We start from the raw sequence: 24,645 nt of genomic DNA on the forward strand, positions 1-24,645 counted from the left end.
GATTCGCCGGCAATGTAACTCTGGCCTTGAAACTTCGCGCGGCTCGTATTGCTTTGGGCGGTTTCATCTGCAAATCAATGTCTTTAATCGTCCAAAAATATGGTGGCACCTCGGTCGGCGATGTGGACCGCATCAAGAATGTGGCCCGCCGCGTGAAGGAAACCTACGATGCCGGGAACCAGGTCGTCGTGGTGGTCTCCGCGCGTTCCGGCGTGACCAACGAATTGATTGCCCGGGCCAAGGCTCTCAACCCGAATCCGGATGAGCGGGAAATGGATATGCTCCTCGCGGTCGGCGAACAGGAAACCATCGCCTTGACGGCAATGGCGCTGCATTCGCTGGGGGTGCCTGCGGTCTCCCGGACCGGTCTGCAGGCCGGCATCCTGACCGACCCCTTCCATACCCGCGCGCGGATCACCAGTATTTCCGGCGGCGACCTCAAAGATCAATTGGATGCAGGCAAGGTCGTCATCCTGGCCGGTTTCCAGGGGCACACCCCCGAGGGCCAGATCACGACGCTCGGGCGTGGCGGTTCCGACCTGAGTGCGATTGCGATCGCGGCCGCCCTGAAGGCTGACCTTTGCCAGATCTGCACGGATGTCGACGGTGTCTATACGGCGGATCCCCGTTTGGTCCCGGATGCCAAAAAGCTCAATGAAATCTCCTACGAGGAGATGCTCGAACTGGCCAGCTCCGGCTCCAAGGTCATGCAGAACCGTGCCGTCGAGTTCGCCCAGAAGTTTAACGTCGTTTTTGAAGTTCGCTCCAGTTTTAACAACAATCCCGGAACCATCGTGAAAGAAGAAGTCGCTTCCATGGAAGACGTCGTCGTGAGTGGCGTCGCGCTTGATAAGAACCAGGCCAAGATCGTGGTGAGCGATCTCCCGGACCGTCCGGGGACCGCTGCCAAGCTCTTCAAAGCGCTGGCGGATGCGGGGATCAGTGTCGATATGATCGTCCAGAATCTCGGCCGTGAAGGGAAGGCGAACATGACTTTTACGGTGCCGCGGGATGATATTTACCGTGCGGAAAAGGCGGTGACTGCCTCTTTCCCCGATGAAGCCAGTGGCAAGCTGTTTGAAGCCAGCGACATCGCCAAGGTTTCCGTGGTGGGTGTCGGCATGCGTTCACATTCCGGTGTGGCCGCAAAACTGTTCGAAGCCCTGGCCGAGGCCGGCGTCAACATCCAGTTGGTCAGTACCTCTGAGATTAAGATCTCGGTCGGTATCGACCCGGCGGATGCGGAAGAAGCGACCCGGGTCGTGCACAAGGCTTTTGACCTAGGCGCCTAGTTTTCCCCGCACGAAAATGACCGAGCCTGCGGCACATGTGGTCGACCCCCTGTCGTACGTGCCGGTTGTGCTGGCTGCCGCCGAGTCGCTTCCGCGCGAGGCGGAAGTCCGCTCCTATATGGATGCGTTTGCCGCGGCGGAAACACGGGGCTACTTTCTCCCGGACGAGGATGAGCGCTTGCGTGAGATCTATGCCCGCTATCTGGCGGTTCGGACCAGCTTGCTGGAGTGCGTCCGGGCGATCAGTGCCGGTAAGTACCAAGCGGACGCCACGCCCAGTCTGGAGGCCTTTCTGGTTGCATTCAGTGCGGCGACGATTCTGGTCCGTTCGGCCAGTTATCTTGTCGCGTTGGCGGAAGCGCACCCGCTGGTCAAGGTGAAGCTGGATGAGGCGGAGCCTCGCTATGGGCTGGAGCGTAATAGTTTCACGCAGGTGTACAAGAGCCTGACATCGCCCCGTCGGTGGTGGGGCTTCGACGATGCGGTTCATTACTTCCGCCGGCACCGCGAAGGGATCGAGGCCTTGGAATCGCACGAAGATTTGAGACCGCTGGTCGGCTTGATCCGGGGCGAGGAGGCGTTTTTCAGTGCCCGGCGAGAGGACTTCCTGCAAAGCCGGTTACGCTACCGGATCCATTCCTATCTACGCCGTCGCCGTTCGGGCTACCAGAAGACGATGTTCCAGCTGTTCCGGATCAGTGGCAGTGCCATCGCTGAACTGAAACAGCCCTTTGTGAAACCGCGCGGCGCGGGCAAGCGGGTCACACCGGAAATACGCGCACGTTTGGAGTCGTTTTTGCAACCGGGCGATGTCTTGGTTACCCGGCACGACGATGCGGTGAGTAACCTCTTCCTGCCTGGCTTCTGGCCGCATGCCGCCTTTTATATTGGGAGTAATCATCAACGGGCCCGGCTCGGTCTGGAGCCCCATGAAGGGATCGGCGAAGACATCCGTTTTCTAGAAGCGAAAAAAGACGGTGTGCGCCTGCGCCCGCCGGAGGACACCCTCCAGGTCGATGCCTTTACCGTACTTCGTCCACAACTCGCAGCTGAAGCCGTGGCACTGGTGATCGCGCGTGGGCTCACGCATGCGGGCAAGCTCTATGACTTTATCTTCGATTTCAGCTCGGCCGACCGTCTCGCCTGCACGGAGTTGGTTTATCGCTCCTATCACGGCGTGGCGGATGTTCGTTTTGAGCTCCAGCCGCATGCCGGTCGGGTCTGCCTCTCCGCCGAGGACTTGATCAATCAGGCGGTGGGGGCCGGTTATTTTGAGCCGGTCCTCGTCTACGGGCTGGATGGAGACAGTTGGGTGGAGGGGCCGGATGCGCAGGTTCAATTACGGCAAAGCTTTGCCTCCCGTTTCTAGCAGACGACGTCCGTCGGCGAAAATTATTTGACGGGTTGAAGTAACGTCTTGAGGATTTGTATGTGGAATCACTGGTAACAGCACTGGATCTTATTGGATTGGCGATTGTAATTATCGGGTGGATATGGCTCCTGATTGAAAGTTTCTCGGTCAGTGTCCTCTGGGGCCTTGGCTGTTTGCTGCTTTCCCCGGTGCAGCTCATTTTTCTGATTGTCCATTGGAGCGAGGCTAAGAAGCCGTTTTTCATGCAACTGTCCGGACTGGCCCTAATCTTCGTATCGGTTGTGGTCGGGCAGGCTTGAATCGCCACCTGCATTATCAGCAAGCTGAGTTTCAAGAAGGATTTTCGTCGTGTTTTGCGCCCGGCTGGGGCGCATCGTCCCGCTCTGCCAGCGGATGCTCTTCTTCCATCCACTCGGGGGTGACTTTGCCGTCCAGCCAGGCGCCGTTCATGGGATAAGCGCCCGGATCGAAGATGACATGGTAGAGGTGCCAGACGATGATGGCGAGCACGGCGAGGACGGCCTCGTAGAAGTGCACGGAGGTCGCTACCTCGATGATCCAGCGTGGCAGGTATTGGGTGACGGGAATCTTCAGCCAGATGAGGAAGCCACTGAGCCCCATGATGAGGGTGCCCCAGAAAACGGCCCAGTATTCCAGCTTTTCCGGATATCCGAAGCGGCCGAAGCGCGCCTTGTTTGCCTTGTGGTTGAGGTAGAAAGCGAGGTTGCGCTTGATGTCGCGGAAGTCCTGCCAACGCACCCAGATGTCGCGGAGCAACTGCCGGCCTTCTCGTGCGATGAGGAGGAAGAGCACATGGTAGCCACCGAGCAGGAGCATGAACACGCCGACAATGCGGTGGCTCCAGCGGCGGAAGCCTTCGTGTCCGCCGAGGACCCAGGCCAGAATCGAGTCGGGGTAGGCGAGGGCGAAGCCCGAAAGAGCGAGGTAGATGAAACTACCGGCGAGCAGGGCATGCTGGATGCGAAGTTGCGGGCTCATCCGGACGACCGTGCGGCGTGGATTGTTCAGATGCTTCAGCACGCGGCGACGCCAGGCCAGTCCGTTGTGGAAAAGCATGAAGCCGATCACGACGACGATCAGTAGTTTGTAAAAGCTTCGGACGAACAGGTTGACGCGTGCGCCGAGGTCGCTCTTGCCGGGCTCGGCGGAGGGGTGGTGGATCTCGCCGCTGACGAATCGCTCGCTGGCTCCGGGGTGGCATTCGCCGCAGGTCTGCCGCAGGTTTGCAGGGTTGATACTGGAGCGCGGGTTTTCCGAGTTCAGAATCAGGTGGTAGCCGTGGCAACTGGCGCAGTTGGCGACGGCGGTGTCGCCGAGGCGCGTGGCCAGCCCGTGGTAACTGGCTTGGTAGCTGCCGACGCGGTCGGGCTCGATCCCGTATTTTGAGTTGAGGCGCTCGCTGGCGTGGCATTGGGCGCAGACCTCGCCGGATTGATGGATGCTGGCCGCGCGCTCCAAGGGGGCGATGGCATGTTCGCTGTGGCAGTCGGTGCAGACGGGTGATTCGCGGCGGCCACGGGCTTCGGGGGAGCCGTGCACGCTGTCGCGTATGTCGGTGGCGACCTGCGTGTGGCACTGGCCGCAGGTTTCCGTGAGGTTGAGGAAATTGAGAGGTGACTCGAGTTTGGACGGTGAGAGGATGTTATGAGTGCCGTGACAGCCGCTGCAGCTGGGGGAGGCGATGGTGTCTTCGCCGTGCTTGAGTGTGCCGTTGGCGCCGTGGGCACTCACCCCGTAGCTGGCGGACTGGTCTTCGTGACACTTCGCACAGGAAACCGGAGCGAGGGGCGTGCCATCCGGATGGCTGTCCACGTCGAGTTTTTCGTGGCACTCGATGCAGGTCAGCTCGGCGTGGACGGATGTCGAGTAGGTCTCCGGATTGACATAGATCGACTGGCCGGTACGCGGCCCGTTCTCGAACTTCGCCGTGTCATCGTCGTGGCAGAGGAAACAGTCGGCGTTATCGAAGGCTGGGGCGGGCTCCGATGCGTGAAGTAGACTGCCGAACAGGGCGCTCAGCAGTGTAAAAGCGATGGGGTACAGTCGCATTTCGATGCCCAAAGAATAGTTATTTCCTGTCCCGCTTTAAATGAGATAAGTCCCGGCGAATCTTGGTATTAAATGTATTTCGAGGTGGTATTAGCTGGGATTTTGCGGCTTGGTCTGAGCCGATCCGGGTGGCTGCTCGACTTTGTCTATTGACGAAAGCCGTCTGAATTCCGACTTCTTATCGGGTATGCAATACATCAGCACGCGTGGACAGGTGCCGCCTGTCAGTTTTTCGACCGCAGTGGAGCAGGGCCTCGCACCGGACGGTGGCCTCTATTTGCCGGAAGCACTGCCGGACCTGACTGCGTACCTTCCGGAGTGGGAATCGCTGGGATACGCCGAACTCTGTGAGGCCTTCTTTGCCATCTTTGCGACCGATCTCGATCGTTCCGAGCTCAGTGGCATCGTGCAGCGTTCCTATACAAAGTTCGACGATCCTGAGATCGCTCCGATCCGCAAGTTGGACGAGACGCACTATGTTCTGGAGCTCTTTCACGGGCCGACGCTGGCATTCAAGGATTTCGCCCTGCAGTTGCTGGGCAATCTCTATGAGGCGCAGATTGCACGGACGGGACGTCCGATTTCAGTGCTGGGCGCGACTTCGGGGGACACCGGTGCGGCAGCCATCCACGGTTTGCTCGGCAAGACGGGTGTGACGACTTTCATCCTGTATCCGGATGGGCGGATTTCCCCGCTGCAGGAGCGTCAGATGACCTGTACGGGGGCGGATAATGTCTTTCCGCTGGCGATCCAGGGCAGTTTTGACGACGCCCAGACGGCGATGAAGACGGTGTTTGAGGATCGCGAGTTTGCCGCGGAAGTGGGCTTGTCTGCAGTCAATTCCATCAATTTAGCCCGTATTCTGGCGCAGTGCGTTTATTATCTCTCGGCCTTCTTCCGTCTTCCGGCTGAGATCCGTGAGTCTGTCATCTTTGTGGTTCCGACGGGAAATTTTGGCAATGTGCTAGCCGGTTGGCTGGTTCAACAAATGGGCGTGCCGATCAAGGGCTTCCGAGTGGCGACGAACCAGAATGATATCCTGCACCGGCTTTTTGCCACTGGGACCTACGAACTGGATGCGGTGGCTCCGAGCCTGGCGCCTTCGATGGACATCCAGGTGGCTTCGAATTTCGAGCGCTTCCTCTATTACGCAGTCGGGCAGGATCCGGCCAAGGTACGTGAAATCATGAAGACCTTCAAGGAGACCGGAAAGTACGTCTTTGAGGATTTTGATGACAGCAGCTTCAGCAGCTCACGTACGGATGACTCTGAGATCCCCGGCATTATCGGACGGATCTACGATTCCTTTACCTACGTCATCGATCCCCATACCGCCTGTGGATTTGCGCCTGTGGATGAGAACGGTCCCGAAATCATTCTTTCGACCGCGCATCCGGCGAAGTTCCCGGATACGATCGTCGATGCCATCGGGCTGGAGTCGACCCATCCTTCCTTGGAAGCGCTCAAGGCCCGTCAGATTGTGAAACACCAGGTCGAACCGACTCCGGAAGCGATCAAGGCCTTCATGCGGCAGCATGTGAACCTCCCGTCCTGAGGCGGGTCAGGCTCGGAGGAGCTCTTCGTACACCGAGAGCGTCTGGGACTGCATGTTCTCCAGCGTAAAGGGATTGTCCTGTTCCGGATGGTGCGGCGCTTGATACCAGTCGTTGAGACGCGAAGCCATGGCCGTTATATCGCCGACTGGAACCTTTCCTTCCGGGAGAAGCGCATCGAGTTGCTCGTGCACGCCCCCGTGGTCATAGGCGACCACCGGCTTACCGATGGAAAGCGCTTCCAGACTGACCCGACCGAAGGCTTCGGGGTCGGTCGAACAGGAGACCACCGCATCGGAGACTGCCATGATCTCTCGCAGGTCGCTGCGATGGCCGACCAGGCTGATATGCTCCTTCAACCCGGCCTCGGAGATGGTCTGTTTCACCTCTTCGAAGAATTCGAGTTTCTTGGGATGAGGCTCCCCTACGATGAGTCCATGAACCGGAATGCCACCTTCCTTCAGGCGTGCGACGACTTCAATGAAATCGAGTTGTCCTTTCCAGCGGGTGATTCGTCCCGGTAAGGTCACGACATACTTGCCTGACAAGTCCGGATAATCCCTTTCCCATTGCTGGAGCCATTCGGTCTCCGGGGCATAGCCATAGGGATACTGGCTTGGATCGACACCGCGGTGGATCACGCAAAGCTTGCCTGCGGAGACGTCGGGGTAGTGCTTTTTGACATAGTCGCGGACGGTCTCTGAGACACAGATGACTTTCTCCCCTCGCGTCATGATTTTCGAGTAGAAGTTGACCGAGTACAGGCCATGCACGGTGCTCACCAGACGGGGGCGGGTCAGTGGGTCCATCTTGCGCCATGCCAGCCAGGCCAGCCAGGCCGGCACGCGCGAACGCAGGTGTATGACATCCGGCTGTTCTTTCAGGAATAAGGCACGTAGCACGCCAACCAGTTTGAGTGATAACAGGCTTTTGCGATGGACGGGGAGTTGTATGTGGCGGCTCCCTTCCGATTCCAGTTGCTCCACCAAACGGCCGCCATTCGAGATGACGATAGAGCTATGTCCGCGGGCGACGAGTGCGCGGCCGATCTCAAGGGAGCCGCGTTCGACACCCCCGGCATTCAATTCGGGCAGTATTTGGATGACTTTCACTCAAAGGCACCATGTGACGCTTTTATCGGGGTTCCAATCCTGATTTCACCTTAAATATCGCTTTGACCCCTCGGCTCCTTTGCCTTCTCATCCGCGCTTTCCTTTTCTGAGCCATGATTGACATTAAGCTCCTTCGCGAGCAGCCGGACGTTGTTCGCGCTGCCATAGCCAACAAGAAATTCGACTGCGACATCGATGCGGTGCTCGAGCTCGATGTGGCCCGTCGTGCCCGGATCACAGAGGCCGAACAAGCCCGTGCCGCGCAAAAAGCTGCGAACCAGGAGATGGCCTCGCTGAAGAAGGGCTCTCCGGAATTCATCGCGAAGGTGCAGGAGATGAAGGCGATTGCCGCCCAGGCGAAAGAGCTGGAGTCGGCCGCAAAGGATGCGGACCAAAAATTCCAAGATGCTTTCCTCGCCATTCCGAACTTGCCCGATCCGAGCGTGCCGGTGGGGAAGACCGAGGACGATAATGTCGTCGCGGATACTTGGGGCGATGCCGATGCGGCATTCCCATATGCGGTGCCTCACTTCGATATCCCCTGGTTTGAAGCCCGGATCGACTTTGCGCGTGGGGTGAAGGCTGCAGGGGCCGGTTTTCCCTTCTATGTCGGCGAGATGTCGCGCTTGGTCCGTGCCCTGGTCAACTTCTTCCTTCAGGAGGCCCAGCAAAACGGCTATGAGGAGGTGATGCCTCCAATCGTGGTCAATGCTGCCAGTGCAACCGCGACCGGGCAATTGCCGGACAAGGAGGGGCAGATGTACGTCGACGAGAACGAAGGGCTGTACCTGATTCCGACTGCGGAAGTGCCGGTGACCAATTTCTACCGGGATGAGATCCTCGATGCGGAGCAGCTTCCGATATGCCGTTGTGCCTATACTCCCTGTTTCCGGCGTGAGGCTGGCAGCTGGGGCGCTCATGTCCGCGGCTTGAACCGCCTGCACCAGTTTGACAAGGTCGAACTGGTGAAGTGGACCTCGGCGGAAAGCAGTATGGATGAGCTGGAGAAACTACGCACGGATGTGGAAGGTCTCCTGCAAAAGCTTGAGTTGCCTTACCGGGTCTTGCGTATGTGCACCGGTGACATCGGCTTCCCGCACGCCAAGCAGTATGACCTCGAAGTGTTTGCGGCGGGACAGAAGCGTTGGCTGGAAGTGTCCAGTTGCAGTAACTTTACCGATTTCCAGGCCCGTCGGGCGGGGATCCGCTACCGCGGGCCGGACGGTAAGCCTGTTACGGCTCATACCTTGAATGGCTCGGGCTTGGCCGTGCCTCGTGTTTTGGCGGCGATTCTGGAGAACAACCTCCAGGCCGACGGACGCGTGAAAGTGCCGGAATGCCTCCAATACTGGATGCAGCAAGAGTTTATCGGGGAGGCTAAGTAGTGCTCGCTACGTTCATTGCCCGAGTCGCATAAGCTTGCATGTGCCCGCCGTCTTTGGAAGATAAGGAGGTATGGAAGGTATACTAGACGCCTTGATGTCCGGCAACTTTGTTGTCTGGGCCATACTGATCGTGCTGGTGGTCTTGGTGCTGAAGTTGATCCAGAGCGCGGGGAAAGGCCTGATTATTGTCATCGGGATCGTGGCTGTTGGACTGGTGCTCTATAATTTCTTTCCCGGAGTGGTCGCGCCCTTGGTTGATTTTGTGCAAGGTGGCTGGATGGGCGATCACCGCTGAGGCGGCATTTGGGGACGCGACTGTTTCAACGTACGTTTGCTGAAGGCGGTTCGTGTTGTTGGCGGCATCTTGCTGACTGCAGTTTGGGATTGCAGGCTGGAGCGGGGCGCTTTTGCTACCACCCCTTATGGCTAAGCAGGCACAAACCGCAATTACTCCGACTCGGGTCGAGGATTATCCCGAATGGTATCAACAGGTCGTCAAGGCCGCTGATCTCGCGGAAACCTCTCCGGTGCGCGGTTGCATGGTGATCAAGCCTTGGGGCTACGCGATCTGGGAAAATATCCAGCGTGAGCTGGATCGCCGCTTCAAGGAAACAGGACACAAGAACGCCTACTTCCCGCTCTTTATTCCCATGAGCTTTCTGCAGAAGGAAGCGGACCACGTAGAAGGTTTTGCCAAGGAATGCGCGGTGGTGACGCATTCCCGCTTAGAGGCGGATGAGGACGGCAAGCTCCAGCCGGCCGGTCCCTTGGAGGAACCGCTGATTGTGCGTCCTACTTCCGAAACGATTATCGGGGAACTGTTTTCCAAATGGGTCCAGTCTTATCGCGACCTGCCCTTGCTGATCAACCAGTGGGCCAATGTGGTCCGTTGGGAGATGCGCACCCGCCTGTTCCTGCGTACGGCTGAGTTCCTCTGGCAGGAGGGGCATACGGTTCATGCGACTGCGGAAGAAGCGATGGAAGAGACCCGCAAGATGCTCGAAGTGTATGCGGACTTCGCCGAGAGCTACATGGCGATGCCGGTGATAACCGGTGAAAAAACCGAAGCCGAGCGTTTCCCGGGAGCCGATGCCACCTTTGCGATTGAGGCGATGATGCAGGACCGTAAGGCCCTGCAGGCCGGTACCTCGCACTTCCTGGGGCAGAATTTCGCCAAGTCCAGTGAGATCAAATATCTCAGTGCCGAAGGTAAGGAGGAGTATGCATGGACCACCTCGTGGGGGGTTTCAACACGCTTGGTGGGTGGTTTGATCATGACGCATTCCGATGATGACGGCTTGGTTCTGCCGCCGCGTATCGCTCCGTCCCATGTCGTGATCATTCCGGTGACGCCGAAGGAAGAAACCCGTGCGGCCGTGCTGGAATATTGTCTTGAGCTGAAGAAAGAGTTGGAAGGACAGAACTTCCTCGATGGCCGGGTCAAGGTCGAGTTCGACGACCGCGATATGCGTGGTGGCGAAAAAGCATGGGGCTGGATCAAGAAGGGGATTCCGGTTCGTGTCGAAGTCGGCCCGCGCGACATGGAGAATAATGCGGTCTTTGTGGGCCGTCGCGACCGTGCACCGAAAGACAAGCAGGGGATTCCTCGGGTGGACTTTGTTGCCGGCATCTCGGCGCTGTTGGACGAAATTCAGGACAACCTGTTCGCCAAGGCCAAGGCCTTCCGTTATGCCCATACCCGTGAAATAACCACGGAGGCCGAGTTTATCGAGTTTTTCACTCCGGAAAATCAGGAGCAGCCTGAAATCCACGGTGGTTTTGCATCGATGGGCTTCTGTTGTGATACGGAGCTGGAAGATCGCATTGCCAAGCAGTACAAGGTGACGGTTCGCTGCATCCCGAATGCGACGCTCGACGAGGTCGTGCCGTGTGTCTTCACCGGCAAGCCGGGCAAGCGGGTGATTTTTGCCAAGTCTTACTAGGCGCTGGCCGCACCGGTGAATTCGTTTCAGTTTACTGCTCGGGCGGATAAAGGTCCCGGGGGGCATGGATCCATGCTTCGGCTTCCTCGACGGTTTCGAACAGGCGAGACGGCCAGCTGTCACCGCTGACGTACTTCTCGTACAGAGTGTTCAACGCGATGGCTTCCGGTGTCCTGGCCACCACTGCGATGCGTATTCGTTTGTTCGAACGCGCCGCCGCCATGTCCAGATGAGCAACTTTTCGCATGTGGTTCTCTGAAACATCAACCTTGTCGACTTCAAGCAGGTTGACGATCTGGTAGGTTAAGTCGTCAAAACGTTCATCCCCATAGATCTCGAAATTGGACTGAAGCAAGTCTTCTCCAGTCAGGGTTCCCGTGTAGGTCCAATACACCCCGCGTTCTCTCCATTCGATCATGTATGGCATTGGGCGAAACGGAACAGAGCGGAATGTGGTTGTTAATCCCTAAATCCTCAAAGTGAACGACGAGGCAAGGCTTTACGAAATATTTACATGGCAGGAGGTGTGCCCTGTCTTTATTCGAGGTGTAATTTCTCAAGTTTGGGGCGTATCACGGCACGGCAGTAAGGTGCGGAACCGTTCAACTGGTAGTAGTCCTGATGGTAGTCTTCAGCCGGGTAAAAAACGGAAGCGGCGGTGATCTCGGTGACGATCGGATCGGCGATCAGCTTTTGGGCCTTGATTTTGGCGGCTTCGGCGATGGTCCGCTGTTCCTCTGAATAGTAGAAAATTACAGAGCGATATTGGGTGCCGACATCCGCTCCCTGCCGGTTGAGCGTGGTCGGGTCGTGCGATTTCCAGAACCATTCGAGCAGTTTTGCATACGAGATGATTGCTGGATCAAAATAAATACGGGTGACTTCGGCATGCCCCGTGCGGCCTGTGCATACTTCACGGTAGCTCGGGTTGGGGACATCGCCGCCCATGTAGCCGGATTCAACCTCCTTCACGCCATCCAGGCGTTCAAAGACGGCCTCCACGCACCAAAAACATCCCGCGCCAAAGCAGGCCACTTCAAGGCCTGCTTTTTCCTCTTCGCTTAATGTCGGCATGTCGGATGGTGATTCGCTTTCTGCGGAACAGGCACTCGTTCCGGCCAGTGTAAAAATAAGAAGGCAGATTGTTTTTGCGAGTGTCATCGGGCTTTTGTCGTATAGGGGGGGGATTTCCTGTCTGTTTGTAAGAGGTATTCCGACCTATCTTATTCCCTACCGCCCGTTCATCGGAGACTCCGGTGTTACAAGGAAATCACTCCGGGGACTTGTGCGACACGCTGATAAATGGCGATGACTTCATCGCAGGAGTGGACATGCATCTCCATTGTATAGGCGATGTAGCGTCCACTCGAGGAGGGGCGCTCCTGTACGGGATCGTCCGCAAAGAGGCCCAGAACGCTCTCGGCGGACTCGATCGGAACGATGAATTTGAATGGATACAGGCAGGGCCAGTCGTAGTTCGCATCCAGTGAGGAGCGAAAGGATTCCAGTGAGCCATCTTCATTCATGGGCAATAACTTAGGGCCTTTCACCCGCTTGTCCAAGTCTTCCCTGTTTTTCCATCGCTTATCTTTTCCGTTCTTGCCATGGCAAGGTCCACTTGCTTCCTTCCATCCCTGACCCGGCCCGGGTGGTGGAATGGTAGACACTGGGGACTTAAAATCCCTTGGCCGCAAGGCCGTGCGGGTTCAAGTCCCGCCCCGGGCACCATGCTTCGCTCTGCGAGCTACGCATGGCTTCGCCATGTGGAGATTGCAGCTAGCGAGCATGCCCTGCATAGCCCCTTAGGGGCGACGCACGGGCGTTTTGAATCCTGCTTGTCCATGCATTACGTGTATATCCTTCGTTCGGAAACCGATCGTTCCCAGTATTATGTGGGTTATACTGTGGATCTGCAGGCACGGATGAGTGTGCATAATAGCGGAGGGAGTCATCATACCTCGAAATACATGCCCTGGGAACTGTGTTATTACTGCGCGTTTCCGGACGAGGGGAAAGCGAAAGCGTTCGAATTGTACCTGAAGTCGCATTCTGGTAAGGCGTTTGCGTCGAAACGTTTACTCCCGGATTGAAGCTTCGCTCTGCGAGCTACGCATGGCTTCGCCATGTGGAGATTGCAGCTAGCGAGCATGCCCTGCATAGCCCCTTAGGGGCGACGCACGGGCGTTTTGAATCCTGCTTGTCCATGCATTACGTGTATATCCTTCGTTCGGAAACCGATCGTTCCCAGTATTATGTGGGTTATACTGTGGATCTGCAGGCACGGATGAGTGTGCATAATAGCGGAGGGAGTTGCCACTGGGTCTTCGGCAGTCCACCCTGACTTGCTGACATGAAACTAACTAGGACGATCTATCACCTGACACGGAAAAGTAGGATTTATGGGCAACATAAGGGGGATTGTGGGTTGAAATGCAAAACTGTTTATAATTTACACGGTTAGTCGCATTAGCATACCTTCCAACCGTGAATGTCTCATCCCAAGTTGCCCCCTCGCCTGGTCAGGGCAAGCCATGCAGTATTTACGGTTGGAGCTTGGGAGTGGCTATGTTCTCTATGGGAGCTTGCGGACTCGCCTATGAATACACATTCAGCAAGGTCGCATCGGATTTGCTAGGCAACAGTGTACGTCAATGGGCGATCGTCATTGCAATTATGCTCTTCACTATGGGACTGGGGGCCGACTTGCAAAAGCATGTCGACCGAAAGGGCATTGCCGACAAGCTAATCGGCAGCCAGTTGCTTCTCGGGTTGTCCGGGGCATTCGGGCCACTCGCGATGATCCGGGTGTTTGCATGGGACCCCGTCCATTTCGCGTTGATCCAGTATGGCTTCACTGCGCTTGTCGGTTTGCTCATCGGCTTTGAGATTCCGCTGATGCTGCGCCTGAACGAGGGCAAGGACATCGACGTGCGCTTCAATATCGCGCGGGTGCTCAAGATGGATTACATCGGTGCGTTGATCGGTGCACTCGTCTGGGTGTTCGTGCTGATCAACTTCTTCTCGATTACGCAGATTGCTTTCCTCGTTGCACTCGCCACATTCGCCACATCGGCATTTTGCACTTATCTGTTCTGGCCAATGCTACGCTGGCGCAGTCCCTTACTGGCGATGCTGACATTGTCCATCGCAGCGACTTTGGTCGGGCTGCTCCAGGCCCAGGCGTGGGCAAATGCGGCGGAGCAGGCACTTTACCGCGATGAGGTGGTGTTTTCGCACACGACGCAATACCAACACATTGTGCTGACCAAGGGAGCGCATGACCGCGTTAATTGCTACATAAACGGTCACATCCAGTTTTCCTCTGTGGACGAATACATCTACCACGAGAACCTGGTCCACCCCGTGATGACTCTGGCACCACGCCGTGACCGCGTGCTCATCCTTGGCGGCGGGGATGGCCTGGCTCTGCGGGAAGTATTAAAATACCCGGACGTGCGAGAGGTCGTGCTCGTGGACATTGATCCGGCGATGACCCGGTTGGCTTGCGAGAACGACTACTTGCGTGAACTGAACGCAGGCAGCCTGCTCGATGCACGTGTGGTCAACATCAAGAACCAGGCGATCGGCGAACCGCTGGCTACAGCATTGAACATAACAAAGCGGGGATTGCGCTATGACCGTGAGGTATCCGAGGAGGTCAGTGTGTCGGTGTATAATTTGGACGCAGCCAATTTTGTGCGACAGGCTCCCGGGCGTTTCAACGTGATACTGATGGACTTTCCCGATCCGAATTCACCGGACCTAGCAAAACTATACAGCCTGCCTTTCTACGAAGCGATGAAACAGAAACTGACTGCGGACGGATTGTTCGCGCAACAGTCAACATCTCCAATCCACGCCAAGGAAGTTTTTCTGTGCATTGGCCGCACTCTTGAAGCAGCCGGCTTCGCGGCAGTTCCTTACCATGACAACGTGCCCTCGTTTGGAGAATGGGGCTGGTGGATTGGTGGCAACGCCAGACTTTACGAAACCAAATCGATCCTCGGCATGGTGGAAGAGGCCCAAACCATAAATGAACATACCCGCTATCTCACACCCGAGGTGATGCAGGCGTCGTTCACCTTTGGCAAAGGCCAGCTTCAAGCCGAACGGGACGGTATCACCACCCTGACCTCATCGACCATCTATCAATTATATTTGAAGGCATGGGAGACCACACTATGAAAATACAGAACATTGTTATCTGCGTTTTTGCGCTCATTGTAGTTGCCAGTATGTTTAGCAACTGCGGCAGCCGCAGGCATTACAGCAATAGCTACACAACCTCCACACCGGTTCGTGAAACCGTTGAGACACGCACCATTGTTGCAAGCCAAGACTTGGTAGACGCCTCGGAGCAGTTCGATCTGCGCGTGCTCGAGCAGCTTCTCCAAGAAACCGCCGATGCCGGTGCCCTTGAGAAGCGCCTCAACAACAATTCCCCTGCATTACACAACCTCGACCTCGATGAGGACGGGAAAGTCGACTACATTCAAGTCGAGGAATATGGCGCCGAGAGTAATCGCGGCCTTTCGCTATTCGTGGAGCTGCCCCCACTGGAGGGGGAGACCGCCCCACAAGTCCAGGAAATCGCTTCGATCGACATATCGAAAGAAACGGAAACGACCGGTACTTACGAGATCCAGGGGAATCCACATATTTATGGCCACAACCATTATTACCACTCCAGCTTTGGCATCGGCGATTATCTGATGCTACGGTGGATGTTTGGCGATCACGACCGTTATTACTCTCCATACGGGTACAATAGGTATCCATACACCTACAGCAGTTGGAATACTCAATCCTATGACCGCTACCAATCCACAACCAGGAGCTATACCGCAGGCAGTTCATTGAACCGCACTTCCCAAAGCAGTCTGTCGACCTCGGCGACTTCGCCCAACGCGGGTAAAAACGCGACCAATATCAAGGCCCCGCTGAAGAACCCGACCACGACGCAAAAAAGCTTCCAGGCGCGAAATCCCTCCAAGCAGATTAAGAGCGGCGGCTTCGGCAAGTCCACCAAGACTACGTCCAGCTCGAGCGCGACCACAAGTTCCTACAGTTCTTCAAACTCCAAAACAACCTCGAGCCCTTCCATACGTAGCAGCAGTCCAAGTCGCAGCGGCAGCTTCAGCGGCGGAGGCAAATAACTCATCCCGACTCAACTGATTACCATGTTTTATCAACCCGTTTTTGCAGCCTCCGAGTGGCTCGATGTCAGTGTTGCTCGTCAGGTTCTTGATTCTCAGGCGGTGGTCTACGTTGCCATCGCCCTGACTGTTCTCATTATCGCCAAGATCATCAACAGCATGCTGTCGGCTTATCAGTTGGACGAGGAACTGACTGCCAAAGACAACAAAGCGATCGGCGTGAGCTTCTCGGCTTTTCTGCTCAGTGTGGCCATTATCGTATGGGGCGTGCTGGTTTCACCATCTTCCACCGTCAATGGTGTAAACCTTAGCGATCACTTCTGGGCGGACCTTGCCTCGACATTCATCTGGAGCGTCATCGGGGTGGGGCTGCTTCTGGTCGCCCGCGTGATCAACGACAAGTTGCTGCTTCCCAAATTCGAGGTCCGCAAGGAATTGGTAAGCGACCGTAATGTTGGCACCGGTGCCGTTCTGGCTGGTTCCTATTTGGCTGCGGCGTTCGTGGTGCAGGTGTCAGTCATGGGCGAAGGTCAGGGCAACTTCCTGACCGACCTTGGCCTCACCCTCGCATACTTCTTTGTCGGGCAATTGTGCTTAGTTGTATTCGGCTTTGTTTACCAAGCTGTGACACCATACGATCTCCACCAAGAAATAGAAAAGGACAATGTCGCCGCCGGTATATCCTTCGGAGGTGCATTGACCGCATGCGGCATCCTGACCGCGGGATACTTGAGCTACTCACCTTCACTGCCCGGCTTGGTCGTATGGTTTATCATCAGCACCTTCCTCCTGCTCGCCTGCCGTTATGTGATCGACAAGGTCGTATTGCCGAAGTCTGCAGTAGATGAAGAAATTCAGCGCGACCAGAACTGGGGCGTGGCGCTGATCGAAACCGCCTGTATGGTCGGTGTGTCTTTCATCATCATCGCTTCCTTCGGTTAAACCATGGGCAGGCAATACCAGATCGAAGAGAATCGCCGGATGCAGTATGCCGGAATCTATCTGCTGGAGTATGTGATCAACCAGAAAAAGCACTTCCCCGTCTTCCTCCAAGACGACGAAGAAGACTTGGAGCCTGTTCTCGAATGGTTGCTCACGCGTGACTGCCTCAAGATCGTCAACAACGACTACTATGAAGCTTCCGCGAAAGGAAGGGAAACCCTGGAACGCTTCAACAAGCGTTATCGCGAATACCTGACCTGCTACGATGTGTTCTGTGCCGTAGATCTCGAAGCCGGTGAGTTCGCATTCTCCAACGCGGGTGAATTCGACAACGAAGAACAGTGGCAGGCATTTTTGGAAAACGAACGCTGGGAGGATCTGCGCATCGCTATTGCGCAGCATTTGAATGCCAACGCGGTCGAGATCGTATTCATGAGCTTCATTAATGAAAAGCGGTTCGGCCGCAATGAAACCGGATGGCAGTTCGACCTCTTGTTGGGTTCTGTATGGGATACGATCCTAAATATTTGTGCCAACGCCTTACATGTCGAGGACCTGTCTTACGAGGACGAGGGCGAAACCATCTCCGGAGGCGAAGTCATCGAAGACATCTACGAGCAGGGCCTTACCGTAATGGAGCAAATCGGTGTCAGCAAGCACCTGCGCGACAACCAATGGAACTCTGGGGCAGATGATGCGGTGGACTATTCGAAGTTCCGTGATCCCGACTTTCAATCCAAGCTCTCAAAAGATGACTGGGCAATCTGATGATTTTTTTCCTTCGCAGATGGTTTGCTAACCGAGAACGGTTGGCCTTCAAGCTGGTAAACGCCCTTATTGTGGCGTTGCTACTGAATGTGACCTTCGGAGTGCTGTTCTACTTCGCGGAGAGAAACGCACAAGAGGGACTCACACTAGTCGACTCACTCTGGTGGGCCATGGTCACAATGACAACCGTGGGCTACGGCGATTTCTTTGCTACGACGTGGGTGGGACGTTTCTTGGTATCCTATCCTTGTTTCATTCTAGGGATCGGGATCATCGGTTACCTGCTAGGTGTAGTTGCCGAGGGCATGATCGACCGCCTATCACGCAAACGAAAAGGCTTTATGAAAATCAAACACACAGGGCATATTATTATATGTAATTGTCCACACACAGACAAGGTGCTGCGTATTGCCGATGAATTGCGTTTCCACGACTCGAAACTGCCAATCGTCGTTGTCGCCGATAATCTGGAGGAAAACCCGTCGGAATTCGTCGAGAAGAATATCGATTTTGTTCGCGGACGGCCCGTGGTGGAAACCATCATGCTGCAGGCCAATATTATCGAATCGTCCGGTATAATCATCCTGGCGCGCGATCCATGTGATCCAGCCTGCGATGCGGAATCCTATGCCACGGGTTCCATCGTCGAGCAGATCGGCGACGATGCCGGGAAGGAACTGAGGACCGTCGTGGAGGTTATCAATCCGAAGAACGAGCGTATGATGACGCGTGCGCGCATCGACGGCTTGGTCATGGCCGATGGGTTGTCGGACCGGCTACTGGTGCAGGAGCTGTTGACGCCCGGTTCGCAGAATGTCTTCTCCCAGTTGCTGACCACGACCGAAGGCAGCGAGATCTATACGATCGACTCATCGCACGACAGTGGTAAATTCATCGACCTACAGATTGAGGTGCTGAGGTTCTCCGATGATGTTCAGATTATCGGCATTGTGCGTCAGGGCAGTGTGATGCTCAACCCCGGCCGCTCTACAGAGATCGAGCCCGGTGACCGTTACATCGCGCTGGCTCGCAACCGCAGTTGCATCGATTCATTCAAAACCCAACTATCAGAAATCAAACTATGAAAGATATCATTGTAAAGACTCAGACCCAGGAAGAGCTCAGCCGTCTGCTCGTCATGCATGACATAGAGGTAAAAGAGCTCGAAAACGATGTTCTCGTCGCCACGCGCGAAGGGGAACTGCCCGTCTTTATCAAGAAGGGGGAGAAGGAAATTTATTTCGAAGTCGACCTAGGGAACATCTCAGGTATCGCTTCGGAGGAGCTTTATTTCAAACTGCTGGACATGAACACAGAGGTCCTGCCCGTGAGTTTTGGTATCAATAATACGAACCCGGAAGACCCCCGTCTGGTACTGGTGGAAAGCCGTGAAACCGTCGACCTCTGCACTGAGGAAGTCCTCAGTGTGTTTGACGCCCTGGAACTCGCCACTGACCGCGCGGAACAAGTCCTTGGTGAAGCGCTGCAATCCTAAGCAGAAACCTTAACATTCAGAACTATGAGCATCTTTAAGCGTATTTTCAAAATCGGAGAAGCTTCCGTAAACAAGGTTGTCGACAAGATGGAAAACCCCGAGCTAATGCTCGATCAGGCCATCCGCGACAAGGAAAAGCAAATCCGCGAAGCCAAGAAGTCCGTGCAGGAGTGCATCGCCACGGAGCGCCAAACCAAGACCCTGCTCGAAAAGGAAAAGGCAGACAAGTTTGCATGGGAACAGAAAGCCGAAGCCGCAATGCGCTCCAACCGCGAAGACCTCGCAGTCAAGGCGCTGCAGCGTGCCACCGAACATGAGCAAAAGGCCGCAGCTCTCGAGCCGAACTGGCAGTCACAGCGTGATTCGGTTGATGAACTGAAAAAAGACATTATCTCGATGGAAAACCAGTTGGCCGAATACAAGCGCAACAAGGATTTCATCCTCGCGCAGAGCAAAGCCGCCAGCGTCAAAAAGGACATCTACGAGGCAAAGGCACGCATCACAAAGAAGCATAATGCTGACGACCTGATGGCACGCCTGCAGGCAAAGGCTGAACGCCAGGCTTATGAGGCCGATGCGGCCAAGGAAATGGCTCAAGATATGACCGCCGACAGCCTTGAGGATGAATTCGCCAACCTTGGCTCCTCAGGCAACAGTCCAGAGGTCAACGACAAGCTTGCGGCGCTGAAGGCCAAGATGGGCAACCAGTCCGAGAATGCTTGATTCCAACGCAGCCACGCAAGCCCGTGCCCCCATGGAGTGTCATGCTCCCATGGGGTGCCATCTGCTGCTTGAGTTCTCCGGGTGCGATGCGAAATCGCTGCTTGATCCGCGCATGATGGAGGCAAATATGGAGCAGGTCGTCGACGATAGTGGCGCAACTCGTGTGAAGACGGTCTTCCACCAATTTGCACCGCAGGGCGTAAGCGGGGTAATCGTTATCGCAGAGAGCCACGTGACCGTACACACGTGGCCGGAACATGGTTATGCGGCCTTCGACATCTTCACTTGTGGCGAGCGAGTGGTGGCACTGCGCATCAAGCAGGGACTCATTGACTGGCTCAAGCCCGGGCATGTTTCTTCGCGCGAGTTTGAACGTCGCCCCGCGGGCATAAACCCGAAAGACAATACGCGGTGAGCAACGCATACGGCATAGCAGGGCAAGCACTTAAGGATTACGAACCGCTAAAAAACAAAGCCGTGTCCTGTGGTGGATATTCCAGCTTCCAGATCGATTTTGAATTACGCTTCGCGTTGTTTCTAACCGCACTGATTGACGGTGACACCAACAGCTCCGAGCGTGCATTCGTCCGAGCTGTCAAGGACTGCCTCAACTGGTCGGATCTGCACGAGCAGTTACTGAAAGATCGTATAACCAGTCTTCCCTCTTACGATTTTGAGCATTTTGTGGCCGCACGCCACAATCCGGATCTAGGTCTCTTGATCTTCAAGGTCGCCGGCGTTCTCGCGGCCTATGACTGCGACTTGTCCCAAGACGAGCGTTTGTTCTTCAAGAACTTGGAAGGCATCTTGGCACCCGGTCAGGGCGAGGCATTGCTCAACGAAGCGCTGGGCTTATGCAAGCGCCAACCGGCTTTTACGGATGCGTCCCTGCTGGGTAACGCACCTATTCCGGTCCAAAATTTCACGACGGTCCATGAGTCAGTCGAGGTATGTCTCGCCGAACTCAATGAGCTTATCGGACTTGATGACGTCAAACACGAAGTCGAACGACTTACACGCTATCTAGAGATACAGGCCCAACGTCGTCAGCACCAACTGAAACAACCACCGTTAACCTTGCACATGGTCTTCACCGGTAACCCCGGCACAGGTAAGACCACAGTGGCACGGGTCATTGCCAAGGTCTTTCGGTCACTGAATATATTGAAGAAAGGCCATCTGGTTGAAACGGACCGCATGGGACTCGTCGGTCAATATGTTGGCCATACCGCAAAAAAGACCGACGAGGTGGTGCGCCAGGCTTTGGACGGCATCCTCTTTATTGACGAAGCCTACAGCCTAGTCAGTAAAAGTGGCGAGAATGACTTTGGTGCAGAGGCGATCGACACACTCGTCAAGCGCATAGAAGATTACCGCGACCGTCTAGTCGTTATCGTTGCCGGCTACCCTAGGGAAATGGAGGAGTTTATCGAAACCAATCCCGGGTTGCGTTCACGCTTTTCCACAAGTGTTTACTTCCCGAACTACGCGGTCAGTGAGCTACTGGATATCCTCAAGTCATTCTGCAACAAGAACGAATATCATTTGAGCGAGGAAGCCGAGCAGAAGGCATGCGAGCTATTCGACGATGTTCTGGGATCCGACGAGCAACACTTTGGAAACGGGCGTTATGTCCGCAACCTTTTCGAACAGGCGATACGCAATCAGGCATTGCGCTTATCCCTTCGCAAGGACGAACTGCTCCGCAAAGAGCTTATGCTACTCAAGGCCGAAGATTTTGCATCTTGTTCAAGCAAGAGAAGCTCCTTGGAAGCGGAATAGTGGCTCTTCAATTTTATAGATCTTGGATTTAATACAGGTCGATACAGACCAGCGAGATGCGTTCACTGACGTTCGGGCATATTTGTCCAAGCTTTCTGCTCGACAGTAGATAGGCACCCTTCAACTTGGTGGCATGTCTGCTACCGTATTTACGATTGCGAACCAGAAGGGCGGTGTTGGGAAAACGACCACCGCGATTAATCTCAGCTATGCCATGGCAGAGCAGGGCATTCGTACCCTTTTGGTCGATTTGGATCCACAGGCCAATGCAACCAGTGGCTTGGGGTTGGAAAAGAGCGAAGGCGGCAGCCTCTACGGCCCGCTTTGCGGCGAGGGTTCGGCTCTCGAAAAGGTGCAACCGGTGGGGGCTAGCGATTGCCTGTTTGTCATTCCTTCCGAGGTGGATATGGCGGCGATTGAGATCGAGCTCGTGCAGCGGGACAACTATCTGATCCAGTTGCGGGAATGCCTTCAGCCTTTGCGCGAGTCGGGTGATTTTGATGCCATCATTCTCGACTGCCCGCCGGCCCTCGGGATGCTTTCGATGAATAGCCTGGCTGCCGCGGATTATCTGTTGATTGCCTTGCAATGCGAATATCTGGCAATGGAGGGCTTGGGGCAGATACTTAAAGTCGTGGAGAAGCTGCGTGAAGCCGGTGTTAACGACGGCCTGGAGCTGGGCGGGATCTTGATGACAATGTTCGACCAGCGGACCAATCTTGCCCATCAAGTGGTCGGGGAAGTTCGGAACCACTTTGATGAATTGGTCTTTCGCAATATGATCCCACGCTCGATTCGTTTGAGCGAGGCTCCTAGCTTTGGGCAGTCGATCTTCGAGTACGACCCCCACAGTTCCGGGGCGAATGCCTATCGCTACCTGGCTGACGAGATCATCCAGCGCTTCACGCTCGGGGCATCCTGAGCGCGCTTTTTAAAATGCCGGAGCCTGCTGAGATTCCTGAACTCGAGGCTTTCTGCGCATATCTTGCATTGGAGCGCAGAACGTCCGGGTATACTGTGCGCAATTACCGTGCGGCGGTCCTGAATTTCGTCGAATGGCTGCAGCTGTCCGGCAAGTGGTCCGGCCGCTTCGATGCGGTTCGTCCTGTTCAGGTCCGTTCGTTTTTGGTGGAGCAGGGGCGCCGCTTGTCGCGTCGAACCCTGCACAACCATGTGTCGGGTCTGCGTGCCTTTTATGTGTATTTACGTCGGAAAGGGGCGGTCGCTACCAACCCGTTTACCGGCGTGACCCTTCCGAAGTTGCAGAAGAATCTGCCCAAGTTCCTGACCGAGTCCCAAATGAGAGGCTTGCTGAATGCACCACTCCTGCTTTGGAAGGATGGGAAGCTGGGGGAGTTTGATGCTTTTCGTGATACCCTGATCTTGGAGTTGCTTTATGGCGGTGGTTTACGTGTGAGCGAGCTCTGTGGCTTGCGGCATCAGGATGTCGATACGGGGCAGGGGGTTGCGCGCGTGTTTGGCAAGGGGCGCAAAGAGCGGCTCTGCCCGCTCGGCCCGGTGGCGATGCAGTGCCTGAAAACTTTCGTGTCTCGTTTTGAACTCGAAGCAGGATTGGATGCGCCGGTTGTCTGTCAGCGAAACGGCAAGCCGATGAGCCCCCGGCAAGTGCAGAGTCTGCTCAAGACCCATTTGGCGGCGGCTGAATTGCCGCTCGATATGACACCGCACAAGCTTAGGCACTCCTACGCCACACATCTCTTGGACAATGGTGCTGACCTTCGGGCCGTTCAGGAGCTGCTGGGGCACGCAAACCTTTCGACCACTCAGGTCTATACGCATGTGTCTATTGCGCGACTGAAGGAGGCGCACCGTCAGGCGCATCCCAGAGCTTAGGAATTTTAGTCCGCTTTTATCGGAATGGGTGCGGGGTGTATTCCCTGTTTTTTGTGGGGTATTTGCGTGTGCTTGTCGTTGTACTTCCGGGCGTTTGAGTTTGGCTTTAGGGCCTCGTTTCAGGTCGTTTGTGAAGGGTGGAAATCTGGAGGGGTGCGACATGATTTCTTATTAGTCGTTGTTATTTGGTGAGTTAGGCTTGTTTCTATATGGTAAATTTCATTGCCTGTGGAGTGTGTGGGGTACATGGATTCTGCCGCTGTGTATGGATTATACCCTAGTTTTAAACTACGTAATTGCCCTATGTGTGTTAGGGTGTATTTCTGCGCGTTCGTTTGCTTTTTGGTATTTCTAGGGCGTGCAGATGCCGTCATCAGTCTGACTAGTCCCAGTAGTGAATGGGTCCCGATTCTCTACGTGAGTGATTCAGACCCGGCAGGAGACCAGCAAACTTCGGGGGCGGGTACCGAAGCGGACATCGTGGGCGATGCGGATATTGCGGCATTATTTAAGCTCTATGATGGCACGGATTTGGCCTTTCGAATCCGCCTTGGAGCCGACAGCAATCCGAATGGCTATGATTCAGCCGCGATCATCGGGATGGATATCAACGGCGATGGGTCTTTGGACTATTATATCGGCGTCGAGATTGACGGCGTGGGTGGTAACCTGAAATTCGACATCGGGATCTACCAGTTTACCGGAGTCGCTTCAACCCCTGCGGAAACCAAGGTCGCCTTGGCCTCCCCCAGCGCTCAAATCTACGGTTATGAGGCGGATGAAAGCAATTTCAGCTGGGAGAGTGTCGCTAATATTAACAATCAGGACTCCGATTTGAGTAATGATGAACCGGTCGATGTGGACGGGGAAGGTGAAGATGATTATTTACTCAGTTTCTCGGTTCCCTTTGCGGATCTGGTGGCGGCGATTGGCGGGGATTTTGACGAGAGCTATGAAATTACTTTTGTGGCGATTACCTCCCAGAACCTGCAGCAGATCAACAATGACTTTAACGGGGTGGACGGAACCGACCCGAATTCGACGGTCCTTTGGACGGACCCGGGGGGCGGTTCTTCGCTTCCTTACTCTCCGGAATCAGAGGGAGCACTTCCGGAGCCGAAGGATTTTGCCCTGCTGATTGCGGCTTTTTGTTTGTTCTGGGTGATGGGCACACGAAAATAATGACTTGATTCTTATA

26 protein-coding genes and 1 tRNA gene are annotated in these 24,645 nt (G+C 55.4%); 22 read left to right on the forward strand and 5 right to left on the reverse strand.

Annotated elements, in window-relative coordinates; translation table 11 throughout:
* Positions 1–77 precede the first annotated feature (77 nt).
* The 3 genes from O2597_RS14755 (at position 78) to O2597_RS14765 (ending at position 2,963) form a co-directional block, all read left to right on the forward strand.
* The gene (locus O2597_RS14755) at positions 78–1,292 is read left to right on the forward strand and encodes an aspartate kinase (RefSeq protein WP_269526037.1); all 1,215 of its coding nucleotides are present in this window, start codon (positions 78–80) and stop codon (positions 1,290–1,292) included.
* A gap of 16 nt (positions 1,293–1,308) precedes the next feature.
* Entirely contained in the window at positions 1,309–2,661 is a 1,353-nt protein-coding gene (locus tag O2597_RS14760) for a YiiX/YebB-like N1pC/P60 family cysteine hydrolase (protein WP_269526039.1), read from the forward strand.
* Positions 2,662–2,723: 62 nt separating this feature from the next.
* Complete coding sequence (locus O2597_RS14765) at positions 2,724–2,963, forward strand: hypothetical protein (protein ID WP_269526041.1); 240 nt, start codon at positions 2,724–2,726, stop codon at positions 2,961–2,963.
* A gap of 31 nt (positions 2,964–2,994) precedes the next feature.
* Here the strand turns inward: O2597_RS14765 and O2597_RS14770 are convergent, their stop codons facing one another.
* Positions 2,995–4,734 carry a cytochrome b/b6 domain-containing protein gene (locus tag O2597_RS14770; RefSeq protein WP_269526043.1) on the reverse strand — a complete coding sequence of 580 codons (1,740 nt, stop codon included), beginning with the start codon at positions 4,732–4,734 and terminating at the stop codon, positions 2,995–2,997.
* 187 nt (positions 4,735–4,921) lie between these two features.
* Here O2597_RS14770 and thrC point away from each other — a divergent pair, with 187 nt between their 5' ends.
* Positions 4,922–6,289 carry a threonine synthase gene (gene thrC / locus O2597_RS14775; RefSeq protein ID WP_269526045.1) on the forward strand — a complete coding sequence of 456 codons (1,368 nt, stop codon included), beginning with the start codon at positions 4,922–4,924 and terminating at the stop codon, positions 6,287–6,289.
* 6 nt (positions 6,290–6,295) lie between these two features.
* On the opposite strand, the gene O2597_RS14780 is transcribed toward thrC, so the two are convergent.
* Entirely contained in the window at positions 6,296–7,399 is a 1,104-nt protein-coding gene (locus tag O2597_RS14780; RefSeq protein ID WP_269526047.1) for a glycosyltransferase family 4 protein, read from the reverse strand.
* Between the two features lie 113 nt (positions 7,400–7,512).
* On the opposite strand from O2597_RS14780, the gene serS reads away from it, so the two are divergent.
* The 3 genes from serS (at position 7,513) to proS (ending at position 10,727) form a co-directional block, all read left to right on the forward strand.
* Entirely contained in the window at positions 7,513–8,784 is a 1,272-nt protein-coding gene (gene serS / locus O2597_RS14785; protein WP_269526049.1) for a serine--tRNA ligase, read from the forward strand.
* A 70-nt stretch (positions 8,785–8,854) separates the two neighbouring features.
* A complete protein-coding gene (locus O2597_RS14790; protein ID WP_269526051.1) occupies positions 8,855–9,079 on the forward strand; it encodes a hypothetical protein in 225 nt (74 codons plus the stop codon).
* Between the two features lie 127 nt (positions 9,080–9,206).
* Positions 9,207–10,727: a proline--tRNA ligase gene (gene proS, locus O2597_RS14795; protein ID WP_269526053.1), complete on the forward strand. Its 1,521-nt coding sequence runs from the start codon at positions 9,207–9,209 to the stop codon at positions 10,725–10,727.
* 31 nt (positions 10,728–10,758) lie between these two features.
* On the opposite strand, the gene O2597_RS14800 is transcribed toward proS, so the two are convergent.
* From O2597_RS14800 to O2597_RS14810, 3 genes are all read right to left on the reverse strand, one after another.
* Complete coding sequence (locus O2597_RS14800) at positions 10,759–11,154, reverse strand: hypothetical protein (protein ID WP_269526055.1); 396 nt, start codon at positions 11,152–11,154, stop codon at positions 10,759–10,761.
* Between the two features lie 110 nt (positions 11,155–11,264).
* Positions 11,265–11,888 carry a peptide-methionine (S)-S-oxide reductase MsrA gene (msrA, locus tag O2597_RS14805; RefSeq protein WP_269526057.1) on the reverse strand — a complete coding sequence of 208 codons (624 nt, stop codon included), beginning with the start codon at positions 11,886–11,888 and terminating at the stop codon, positions 11,265–11,267.
* A 98-nt stretch (positions 11,889–11,986) separates the two neighbouring features.
* Positions 11,987–12,253 carry a DUF493 domain-containing protein gene (locus O2597_RS14810; RefSeq protein ID WP_269526059.1) on the reverse strand — a complete coding sequence of 89 codons (267 nt, stop codon included), beginning with the start codon at positions 12,251–12,253 and terminating at the stop codon, positions 11,987–11,989.
* Between the two features lie 116 nt (positions 12,254–12,369).
* On the opposite strand from O2597_RS14810, the gene O2597_RS14815 reads away from it, so the two are divergent.
* The 15 genes from O2597_RS14815 to O2597_RS14880 all read left to right on the forward strand — a co-directional run bounded on the left by O2597_RS14815 (position 12,370) and on the right by O2597_RS14880 (position 24,629).
* Positions 12,370–12,455: transfer RNA gene (locus O2597_RS14815), tRNA-Leu, on the forward strand.
* The gene (locus O2597_RS14820) at positions 12,455–12,817 is read left to right on the forward strand and encodes a GIY-YIG nuclease family protein (protein WP_269526061.1); all 363 of its coding nucleotides are present in this window, start codon (positions 12,455–12,457) and stop codon (positions 12,815–12,817) included. The genes O2597_RS14815 and O2597_RS14820 overlap by 1 nt, the downstream gene beginning before the upstream one ends.
* 113 nt (positions 12,818–12,930) lie before the next feature.
* Complete coding sequence (locus O2597_RS18670; protein WP_345783023.1) at positions 12,931–13,068, forward strand: GIY-YIG nuclease family protein; 138 nt, start codon at positions 12,931–12,933, stop codon at positions 13,066–13,068.
* Between the two features lie 143 nt (positions 13,069–13,211).
* On the forward strand, positions 13,212–14,912 hold the full coding sequence (locus O2597_RS14825; RefSeq protein WP_269526063.1) for a polyamine aminopropyltransferase: 1,701 nt from the start codon (positions 13,212–13,214) through the stop codon (positions 14,910–14,912).
* On the forward strand, positions 14,909–15,883 hold the full coding sequence (locus O2597_RS14830; protein ID WP_269526065.1) for a hypothetical protein: 975 nt from the start codon (positions 14,909–14,911) through the stop codon (positions 15,881–15,883). The genes O2597_RS14825 and O2597_RS14830 overlap by 4 nt, the downstream gene beginning before the upstream one ends.
* A 24-nt stretch (positions 15,884–15,907) precedes the next feature.
* A complete protein-coding gene (locus O2597_RS14835; RefSeq protein ID WP_269526067.1) occupies positions 15,908–16,825 on the forward strand; it encodes a DUF350 domain-containing protein in 918 nt (305 codons plus the stop codon).
* A gap of 3 nt (positions 16,826–16,828) precedes the next feature.
* Positions 16,829–17,593 carry a hypothetical protein gene (locus tag O2597_RS14840; RefSeq protein WP_269526069.1) on the forward strand — a complete coding sequence of 255 codons (765 nt, stop codon included), beginning with the start codon at positions 16,829–16,831 and terminating at the stop codon, positions 17,591–17,593.
* The gene (locus O2597_RS14845) at positions 17,593–18,678 is read left to right on the forward strand and encodes an ion channel (protein WP_269526071.1); all 1,086 of its coding nucleotides are present in this window, start codon (positions 17,593–17,595) and stop codon (positions 18,676–18,678) included. The genes O2597_RS14840 and O2597_RS14845 overlap by 1 nt, the downstream gene beginning before the upstream one ends.
* Positions 18,675–19,088: a hypothetical protein gene (locus O2597_RS14850; protein WP_269526073.1), complete on the forward strand. Its 414-nt coding sequence runs from the start codon at positions 18,675–18,677 to the stop codon at positions 19,086–19,088. Before O2597_RS14845 ends, O2597_RS14850 begins: the two co-directional genes overlap by 4 nt.
* Before the next feature lie 24 nt (positions 19,089–19,112).
* Entirely contained in the window at positions 19,113–19,811 is a 699-nt protein-coding gene (locus tag O2597_RS14855) for a PspA/IM30 family protein (protein WP_269526075.1), read from the forward strand.
* A complete protein-coding gene (gene speD, locus O2597_RS14860; RefSeq protein WP_269526077.1) occupies positions 19,804–20,226 on the forward strand; it encodes an adenosylmethionine decarboxylase in 423 nt (140 codons plus the stop codon). The genes O2597_RS14855 and speD overlap by 8 nt, the downstream gene beginning before the upstream one ends.
* A complete protein-coding gene (locus O2597_RS14865; RefSeq protein WP_269526079.1) occupies positions 20,223–21,593 on the forward strand; it encodes an AAA family ATPase in 1,371 nt (456 codons plus the stop codon). Before speD ends, O2597_RS14865 begins: the two co-directional genes overlap by 4 nt.
* A 133-nt stretch (positions 21,594–21,726) precedes the next feature.
* On the forward strand, positions 21,727–22,515 hold the full coding sequence (locus tag O2597_RS14870; RefSeq protein ID WP_269526080.1) for a ParA family protein: 789 nt from the start codon (positions 21,727–21,729) through the stop codon (positions 22,513–22,515).
* A gap of 14 nt (positions 22,516–22,529) precedes the next feature.
* Positions 22,530–23,447, forward strand: coding sequence for a tyrosine recombinase XerC (locus tag O2597_RS14875; protein WP_269526082.1), 918 nt, complete (start codon positions 22,530–22,532; stop codon positions 23,445–23,447).
* Positions 23,448–23,864: 417 nt separating this feature from the next.
* Positions 23,865–24,629, forward strand: coding sequence for a hypothetical protein (locus O2597_RS14880; protein WP_269526083.1), 765 nt, complete (start codon positions 23,865–23,867; stop codon positions 24,627–24,629).
* The last annotated feature ends 16 nt before the right edge of the window (positions 24,630–24,645 follow it).

It is taken from the genome of Coraliomargarita parva (genome assembly GCF_027257905.1).
GTDB classification, from domain to species: Bacteria; Verrucomicrobiota; Verrucomicrobiia; order Opitutales; family Coraliomargaritaceae; genus Coraliomargarita_A; species Coraliomargarita_A parva.

What these genes read in the sequence shown, in the direction of transcription:
- O2597_RS14755 (WP_269526037.1), top strand. Translation starts at nt 78, where the DNA reads ATGTCTTTAATCGTCCAAAAATATGGTGGCACCTCGGTCGGCGATGTG.
- O2597_RS14760 (WP_269526039.1), top strand. Translation starts at nt 1,309, where the DNA reads ATGACCGAGCCTGCGGCACATGTGGTCGACCCCCTGTCGTACGTGCCG.
- O2597_RS14770 (WP_269526043.1), bottom strand. Translation starts at nt 4,734, where the DNA reads ATGCGACTGTACCCCATCGCTTTTACACTGCTGAGCGCCCTGTTCGGC.
- thrC (WP_269526045.1), top strand. Translation starts at nt 4,922, where the DNA reads ATGCAATACATCAGCACGCGTGGACAGGTGCCGCCTGTCAGTTTTTCG.
- serS (WP_269526049.1), top strand. Translation starts at nt 7,513, where the DNA reads ATGATTGACATTAAGCTCCTTCGCGAGCAGCCGGACGTTGTTCGCGCT.
- O2597_RS14790 (WP_269526051.1), top strand. Translation starts at nt 8,855, where the DNA reads ATGGAAGGTATACTAGACGCCTTGATGTCCGGCAACTTTGTTGTCTGG.
- proS (WP_269526053.1), top strand. Translation starts at nt 9,207, where the DNA reads ATGGCTAAGCAGGCACAAACCGCAATTACTCCGACTCGGGTCGAGGAT.
- O2597_RS14800 (WP_269526055.1), bottom strand. Translation starts at nt 11,154, where the DNA reads ATGCCATACATGATCGAATGGAGAGAACGCGGGGTGTATTGGACCTAC.
- msrA (WP_269526057.1), bottom strand. Translation starts at nt 11,888, where the DNA reads ATGACACTCGCAAAAACAATCTGCCTTCTTATTTTTACACTGGCCGGA.
- O2597_RS14810 (WP_269526059.1), bottom strand. Translation starts at nt 12,253, where the DNA reads ATGAATGAAGATGGCTCACTGGAATCCTTTCGCTCCTCACTGGATGCG.
- O2597_RS14820 (WP_269526061.1), top strand. Translation starts at nt 12,455, where the DNA reads ATGCTTCGCTCTGCGAGCTACGCATGGCTTCGCCATGTGGAGATTGCA.
- O2597_RS18670 (WP_345783023.1), top strand. Translation starts at nt 12,931, where the DNA reads ATGCATTACGTGTATATCCTTCGTTCGGAAACCGATCGTTCCCAGTAT.
- O2597_RS14830 (WP_269526065.1), top strand. Translation starts at nt 14,909, where the DNA reads ATGAAAATACAGAACATTGTTATCTGCGTTTTTGCGCTCATTGTAGTT.
- O2597_RS14835 (WP_269526067.1), top strand. Translation starts at nt 15,908, where the DNA reads ATGTTTTATCAACCCGTTTTTGCAGCCTCCGAGTGGCTCGATGTCAGT.
- O2597_RS14840 (WP_269526069.1), top strand. Translation starts at nt 16,829, where the DNA reads ATGGGCAGGCAATACCAGATCGAAGAGAATCGCCGGATGCAGTATGCC.
- O2597_RS14845 (WP_269526071.1), top strand. Translation starts at nt 17,593, where the DNA reads ATGATTTTTTTCCTTCGCAGATGGTTTGCTAACCGAGAACGGTTGGCC.
- O2597_RS14850 (WP_269526073.1), top strand. Translation starts at nt 18,675, where the DNA reads ATGAAAGATATCATTGTAAAGACTCAGACCCAGGAAGAGCTCAGCCGT.
- O2597_RS14855 (WP_269526075.1), top strand. Translation starts at nt 19,113, where the DNA reads ATGAGCATCTTTAAGCGTATTTTCAAAATCGGAGAAGCTTCCGTAAAC.
- speD (WP_269526077.1), top strand. Translation starts at nt 19,804, where the DNA reads ATGCTTGATTCCAACGCAGCCACGCAAGCCCGTGCCCCCATGGAGTGT.
- O2597_RS14870 (WP_269526080.1), top strand. Translation starts at nt 21,727, where the DNA reads ATGTCTGCTACCGTATTTACGATTGCGAACCAGAAGGGCGGTGTTGGG.
- O2597_RS14875 (WP_269526082.1), top strand. Translation starts at nt 22,530, where the DNA reads ATGCCGGAGCCTGCTGAGATTCCTGAACTCGAGGCTTTCTGCGCATAT.